Genomic DNA, 6,539 nt, shown 5'->3' on the forward strand with positions numbered 1-6,539 from the left:
TGCAGGAAGGTCAGCGGGGCACCCAATGCCAGGCTGGCCCAGGCGGCGTAGTCACACACTCCTTCCGAGAACTTCGAGCCGTCGATGGCGGCCATCACCTGTTCGGTCATCAATCTGTTTCCTGGCTGGCGTATGTCGTTGTCTGTCTCACCGTTTCTACCCGATCACGCATGACTTGCATAGGACGTGGATCAACGTAACACACGATGACAAGGCGAGCCTTTCCGAGCGTCAGGCGGCGTCCAGGAAGGGCGTCAGGGGGCCGGCATGGGTCAGGGCAAGGCGGTGCATGGCGCGGGTGCAGGCCACGTAGAGCAGGTTGCGCTCCATGTCGGTGGCGTAGTTCTTCGCCGTGACCTCGGGCACGATGACCCGGTCGAACTCCAGGCCCTTGGCCATGTGGGCGGTGCAGACCACGATGCCCTGGCCAAAGGCGCTGCTCGTCTCGCCGAGCAGCTGCAGCCGTTCGAAGTCGCCGTGCTCGCCGCTCTCCAGCGCCTCGAAGACCTTCCTGGCCTGCTTCTGGGTCTTGCAGATGATCCCCAGGGTATTGTGCTCGGAGGCGGCGAAGTCGCGTGTCAGCCCGCCGATGGTGGCGAGCTCCGCCTTGCGGGTGTGGGCCTTGATCACTGCCGGCTCCTCGCCATGGCGCTCGATCGCCTCCAGCTCGGGATTGGGCGAGATGCGCTGGGCAAAGCGGGTGATCTCGAGGCTCGAGCGATAGCTCTTGTTGAGGGTCACGCAGGAAGACTGGCGCAGTACCCGGCGGATCTCCTCGGCCTTCGAGGCGCTGTAGGGATTCACCGACTGGAAGGCATCGCCGAGGATGGTCTTCTTGCACGAGAAAAGTCGGCCGATCACCGCGTACTGCACCGGGGTGTAGTCCTGCATCTCGTCGATCAGCAGGTGCTTGACCTCACGCCAGCGCGAGCGCACGCCCTCCAGGCGCATCTTCAGGTAGATCAGCGGGAAGACGTCGGCATACTCCAGCCGCCCCCGGGAGGCGGTACTGAACAGCTCCGGCCATCCCAGCCAGTCATAGAAGCCCTTGTAGGTCTCGCGCAGAGTCGCCTGCCTGAGCATCGTCTTCACGGCCGCCTTGAGCTGCTTGCGCTCCTCGGGTTCCAGATCGTAGTTGTACTGGTTGCCGATCTTGCGCTCGATCTCCCAGCTCACCTGTTTCAGGCGTTCATTGGTGGGCAGATGACGATGCTTGCGGAATACCTCCTCGAGCAGCCAGGCGGGCACCAGCCGCCGGGCGATCCACAGGTCCTCGGCGGCGAAGCGGTTGGCCTCCACGTGACCCGCATAGCGGTCGAGCTCGGTCAGGAATTCCGGCGAGGCCTTGTAGCGCAGCCGCGCCTTCATGGCCTCGTCGTCCTTCTCGAGCAGCGCCGTGGTCTGCTCGAAAAAGCTCTCGAAGCGGTACTGGCCGTCGAGCAGCTCATCGGCCAGCTCCTCCATGCCGACCTGATTGACCGTCTCCTCACCGAGCTCCGGCAGCACGTTGGCGATGTAGTCGGAGAATACCCGGTTGGGCGAGATGATCAGGATGTCCTCGGAGCTCAGGCTGTCCTTGAAGCGATAGAGCAGGTAGGCGATGCGATGTAGGGCGATGGAGGTCTTGCCGGAGCCCGCCACCCCCTGGATGACCAGCGCCTGGGCCTCGTCATTGCGGATGATGGCATTCTGGTCGCGCTGGATGGTGGCAACGATATTCTTCATGCCCTCGTCGGAGGCACGGCTCAGTTCCTCTTGGAGCACCTCATCGACCACGTGCACCGCGCTGTCGATCATCAGCTCGATCTCGCCGCCCTTGATACGGAACTGCCGCTTCAGGGATATCTCGCCGGCCACCGGGCCCTCGGGGCTTTCGTAGGTGGCGGGGCCGGTCTCATAGTCGTAGAACAGCGAGGCGATGGGCGCGCGCCAGTCATGGACGCGACTCACCCGCTCCAGGTCATCGTGGAAGTGGTGGATACCGATGTAGACCGGCTCGGCCTTTCCTCCCCGGGCGAAGTCGAAGCGCCCGAAGTAGGGGGAATGCCGGAGCTTCTCGAGCTTGCGGCGCCGGGCCAGGGCGTTGTCGCCGGTCATCACCGCCTGCTCGATGGACTCGCGTGCCGAGATCTTTTCGATATGGTCCATCTCGTCGCGGCTCGTCCAGAGGTACTCCTTCTGGGCCTGGATATCCTCGGCATAGGCCGCCAGGCGCACCTCGAGCGCCTCCAGGTTGGCCTGGATGCGCTCCAGGGTATGATCGAGCTGCCGCCGTTCGGCCGCTCGTTCGGGGGTATCGGCTTTCTGGTTCATCGTGGTCCGTTCGGGTCGGTATTCGGGGTAAGGGGATCAGGTCGCGCCCACCTCACGGGTGCTGTTGAAGTCGATCTCGGGCGAGAAATGGGGGATTCCCTCGAGTTCCAGCACCTCGAGGTCGGTCTCGGGACGACTCTCCCCCGGGGTGAACTTGGCATTCGCTCGCTTCCCAGGTCGAAGACGCCGGCGAACTGCTTGCCCATACCGATGGGCCCGGTGATCGGCGAGCAGGGCATGCCCAGGATATCCTCGATCTCGTCGATCAGTTCCAGGGGGTCACGAACCTCGCGGTCCATCTTGTTGATGAAGGTAATCACCGGCGTCCTGCGTAGCCGGCACACCTCCAGCAGTTTGATGGTCTGCGCCTCGACACCCTTGGCGGCATCGATGACCATCAGCGCCGCGCCCACCGCGGTGAGCACCCGGTAGGTGTCCTCCGAGAAGTCCTGGTGGTCGGGCGTGTCGAGCAGGTTGATCACGCAGCCGTCATGCTCGAACTGCATGACAGAGCTGGCCACTGAAATGCCACGCTGCTTCTCGACCTCCATCCAGTCCGAGGTCGCGAACTGCTGGCTCTTCTTGCCTTTGACGGTACCCGCCGAACGGATGGCACCGCCGTACATCAGCAGCTTTTCGGTCAGCGTCGTCTTGCCGGCATCCGGGTGAGAGATAATGGCGAAGGTACGTCGTCTCGCCACCTCCTGCGGGAGAGAGGCGGCAGTCTTGAGAGTTGCGCTTGATGGCATGGTTGACCTGATGGGAACGCGGATGGGGAGTCTCTGAACAACACGAGAAACGACGTGCTGCTAATCCCAGGTGGGCTCCCGGGCGGTGGCCGACTCCTGCTCGGCAAGCACCGGGTCGTGGTGGCGCCAGAAGACCGAGCGGATTCCCGGCCCGGCACCTGACAGCAGCGCGGCATCGATGGGATCGAGGGCCTGGTCAGCCTCGAGCATCATATCCGACAGGGTGCGATACCCCGATACTCGTTGCCCCATGAACAACAGGTCGTAGTCCACACAGTCATTCTGCTCGGGACGCTGCTGGTCGATGCTCAAGTAGCCCTGCTCCAGCAGCTGCTGGACGCGCGACGATGTCAATTGATCAAGAGTGTTCATGGATCATGCCTCCTGGAAACGCCAGGCCCGAACGCCTCGTACCAGGGCCCGATTGGTTCGGCTCAGGAAACGTCCCCGCTCGAAGGAGGCCGACGTCACGCCGGCGTCGTGCATGTCTTGGTAAACCGGGAGTCGGGCAAACGCTAGGGGTCCGACATCACATGAGATGCCGACGAACAGGATGCAAATAGAGGGAAACGCGCTAAGGCGGACTGGGGAAGGAGTCGGTGAGTAACTGTGTCAACGGATTGCTCCTCTTGCAGTTACCAGCGACCTCGGCAAAGGTATCTGGATGGTCAGGTAAACAGTTCCTTACGATAACAAACCCTTGAATGGCTATTCAACCGGCGCCCTGTTCCTCGACGAACCGATTGGCGTACAGCACGGCCTCCTGATGGCCGCCGGCAATCAGTTGGAGATGCTTCAGGTGGTGGTGCTCCCCGGCTTCCTTCAGGATCGTCAGGCAAAGTCTTGCCGCGAGGGCATCCTCGATGGGAGACAGCCCCACCTCCTCCGGAAGCGGTAAGGCCAGGGATGCGACTTCGTGTATCTCCGCAACACGGATGGCAAACCGGTAACACTTGAGGAGTTCCCGCCATCCCTCCTCCGACACCCGGGAGGGCGGCATGAACTTGATCATCTTGGGGGTGGTCTCACCGGGCGACCATGCCATCCAGGCCTGACCCACTGCCGCCGTGCCAAGGTTGCGCCGCTGCGCCTCGGTGGCGGGCACCACCACGGCCTGCAGAGGCTCTTCATCAAGGCTCTCCCGAACCATGACCTCTATCGTCACGTCATTCTGTGTCAGTTTCAGCATCTCTTCTCACTCTGCACAATCGATGCATTTCAGCACGGTAGGATTCCACTCCAGTCGCTTGACGGCGATCCATCGGCATGAACACCCAACGTAGTCGCTTTGCTCAGGACTTTGTAGCGCCCGGGCAGTTGGCCTGGTGATCAGGCGAACACCTGGAGCCGCTAATGTTCGGTCATGGGTATCTCCGGTGAGATACAAGGGCACGAGTCACCACCGCCCCTGCCGATTCCAGCAGATTCAGAGTTCCGGGGCATCGTAGCCGTGGGGCTCATCGGTGTAGATGCGTGCGTCGTCAACCCGGCCGGTACCGAAGGTGTTGACGGAGACCGAGGTGGGCTCGGCCACGCCGATGGCGTAGGAGACCTGGATCTCGCACTTGTCGGCGAGACCCGCGGCGACCAGGTTCTTGACCAGGGTCTCGCAGGCCACACGGGCGTTCTTGTCGCGGGCGATGATGGCGTCGAGCACCGCATCGGTAATCTGGTCGGCAATCTTGTCCGGATGCCCTTCGGACACGGACTCGAAGGTGAACAGAGAGTATTCGCTCATCGGAACTTCCAGGTGAGTGAGTGGTAACACACTATCAGCTGACCCGACGATAGCCGCCAAGTTTGCCCTTCTTGCTGAGCAAGAACTGCCAGAGCTGGATGTCGCGGGCGCGGAAGGCACCGGCACAGCTCAGCAGGTAGTAGCGCCACATGCGGTAGAAGCGCTCGCCGTAGGCCTCGGCAAAGCGCGGCCAGGCGGCCTCGAAGTTCTCGTGCCAGGCCATCAGGGTCCTGTCGTAGTCAGCGCCGAAGTTGTGCAGGTCCTCGACCACGAACAGCTCCTCGGCGGCATCGGTGACATGACCCATGGCCGGCAACTCGCCGTTGGGGAAGATGTACTTGTCGATCCAGGGATCCGGCGAGGTGTCACGCACGTTCTTGCCGATGGTGTGCAGCAGGAAGAGGCCGTCGTCCTTGAGACAACGATTCGTGACCTCCATGTAAGTGCGGTAGTTCTTGCGGCCAACATGTTCGAACATGCCGATGCTGACGATGCGATCGAACTGCTCGGCCTCGTCGCGGTAGTCCTTGAGTCGGAACTCCACCGGCAGGCCCTGTTGCATGAGGCTCTTGCCATAGTCGGCCTGCTCGCGGGAGATGGTCAGGCCCACGCACTTCACACCATAGTGCTCGGCGGCATAGGCCATGAAGCTGCCCCAGCCGCAGCCGATGTCGAGCACGCGCATGCCAGGCTCGAGCTCTAACTTGCGGCAGATCAGGTCGAGCTTGGCCTCCTGGGCCTGGTCCAGGGTCTCCGCGTCCTTCCAGTAGCCGCAGGTATAGGTCATGCGCGGATCGAGCATGGCGGCGTAGAAGTCGTTGCCCAGGTCATAGTGGGCTTCGCCGACCTCGAAGGCGCGGCTGGCGGTCTGCAGGTTGATCAGGCGGGTGCGCAGATGATGAAAGACCAGCTTGCGCGGGTTGATCCGTTCGGGGAGGCGGGCGCGCAGCAGGTAGAAGAAGAACTCGTCGAGGTTTTCTGCGTCCCAGTCACCGTTCATGTAGCTCTCGCCCAGGCCCAGGTTGCCGCGGGCCAGTGCCTCGTCGATGACGCCGTGGGCGTTGAACTTGATATCCCAGGGGCGGTCGCCGTTGATGCGGATATCCGCTTTCTCCAGCAGCTCAGCGACGAAGCGCTGCGAGGAAGAGGTTTCATCGAAAAAAGCCGAATGAGCAAAGGTATTGCTGTTCAAGGGTCGCTTCCTTGTTCTGCCCTCTCGCCAGGAGAGGTGATGACATCAGGGGTCCTCAGTGTGAGTGGGGCATAACGGAAGCGCGAATCAGGGCGGGGCGATCGTCAATTTTTCGGCTCCTGTACAGGGCACTGGCGTGCCTGGAAAGAAAAAACCGGCACACACCAAAGGAACGGTGGACCAGTTTCGGAAACATCAACGCAGCAGCAGCAGCGGTATGTGCGATTTGCGCAGCATCTCGCTGGTAGTACTGCCCACCAGCAGATGGCGGATACGAGAATGACCGTAGGCGCCCATCACCAGCAGGTCGATGGCATGCTCCTCCTGGTAGGTGTGGAGTGTCGCCTCTACCTCGCCGGCGCGGATGGCGCCTTCGGCTTCGTGGCCGGCGTCGCACAGGGTCTTGAGCGCCCAGTCGAGCTGGGAGCGGTTGTCACCGGTCTCGGCGCCGACGATTACCACGTGCACCGGGATACCGTCGAACAGCGGGCTCTTGGCCAGCATCTCCACGCCCTTGCGGGTGGTCTTGCTGCCGTCGAAGGCAAGC

Annotated in this window: 6 protein-coding genes and 2 pseudogenes; all 8 read right to left on the bottom strand. The window is 62.2% G+C overall.

The features are described 5' to 3' along the window. A pseudogene (locus OP497_RS17225) lies at positions 1 to 110 on the bottom strand (universal stress protein); the annotation flags it as partial. A 121-nt stretch (positions 111 to 231) separates the two neighbouring features. Further along, positions 232 to 2,313: a 3'-5' exonuclease gene (locus OP497_RS17230; protein WP_280550703.1), complete on the bottom strand. Its 2,082-nt coding sequence runs from the start codon at positions 2,311 to 2,313 to the stop codon at positions 232 to 234. A gap of 173 nt (positions 2,314 to 2,486) precedes the next feature. Then, positions 2,487 to 3,062: pseudogene (locus OP497_RS17235) on the bottom strand (GTP-binding protein); the annotation flags it as partial. 60 nt (positions 3,063 to 3,122) lie between these two features. After that, positions 3,123 to 3,434: a hypothetical protein gene (locus OP497_RS17240; protein WP_280550704.1), complete on the bottom strand. Its 312-nt coding sequence runs from the start codon at positions 3,432 to 3,434 to the stop codon at positions 3,123 to 3,125. Between the two features lie 340 nt (positions 3,435 to 3,774). Then, complete coding sequence (locus OP497_RS17245; protein WP_280550705.1) at positions 3,775 to 4,251, bottom strand: hypothetical protein; 477 nt, start codon at positions 4,249 to 4,251, stop codon at positions 3,775 to 3,777. A 237-nt stretch (positions 4,252 to 4,488) separates the two neighbouring features. Next, the gene (locus tag OP497_RS17250; RefSeq protein ID WP_280550706.1) at positions 4,489 to 4,800 is read right to left on the bottom strand and encodes a methionine adenosyltransferase domain-containing protein; all 312 of its coding nucleotides are present in this window, start codon (positions 4,798 to 4,800) and stop codon (positions 4,489 to 4,491) included. A gap of 34 nt (positions 4,801 to 4,834) precedes the next feature. Beyond that, complete coding sequence (cfa, locus tag OP497_RS17255) at positions 4,835 to 5,992, bottom strand: cyclopropane fatty acyl phospholipid synthase (protein WP_280550707.1); 1,158 nt, start codon at positions 5,990 to 5,992, stop codon at positions 4,835 to 4,837. A gap of 195 nt (positions 5,993 to 6,187) precedes the next feature. Then, positions 6,188 to 6,539, bottom strand: a 352-nt coding sequence (locus OP497_RS17260) for a universal stress protein (RefSeq protein ID WP_280550709.1), incomplete at its 5' end; no start/stop codon positions are given.

It is taken from the genome of Halomonas sp. 11-S5, from assembly GCF_029889825.1.
GTDB lineage: Bacteria > Pseudomonadota > Gammaproteobacteria > Pseudomonadales > Halomonadaceae > Halomonas.

Bases quoted from the DNA above. Each gene is read 5' to 3' on its own strand.
- OP497_RS17245 (WP_280550705.1), bottom strand. From the start codon at position 4,251: ATGCTGAAACTGACACAGAATGACGTGACGATAGAGGTCATGGTTCGG.
- OP497_RS17250 (WP_280550706.1), bottom strand. From the start codon at position 4,800: ATGAGCGAATACTCTCTGTTCACCTTCGAGTCCGTGTCCGAAGGGCAT.
- OP497_RS17240 (WP_280550704.1), bottom strand. From the start codon at position 3,434: ATGAACACTCTTGATCAATTGACATCGTCGCGCGTCCAGCAGCTGCTG.
- OP497_RS17230 (WP_280550703.1), bottom strand. From the start codon at position 2,313: ATGAACCAGAAAGCCGATACCCCCGAACGAGCGGCCGAACGGCGGCAG.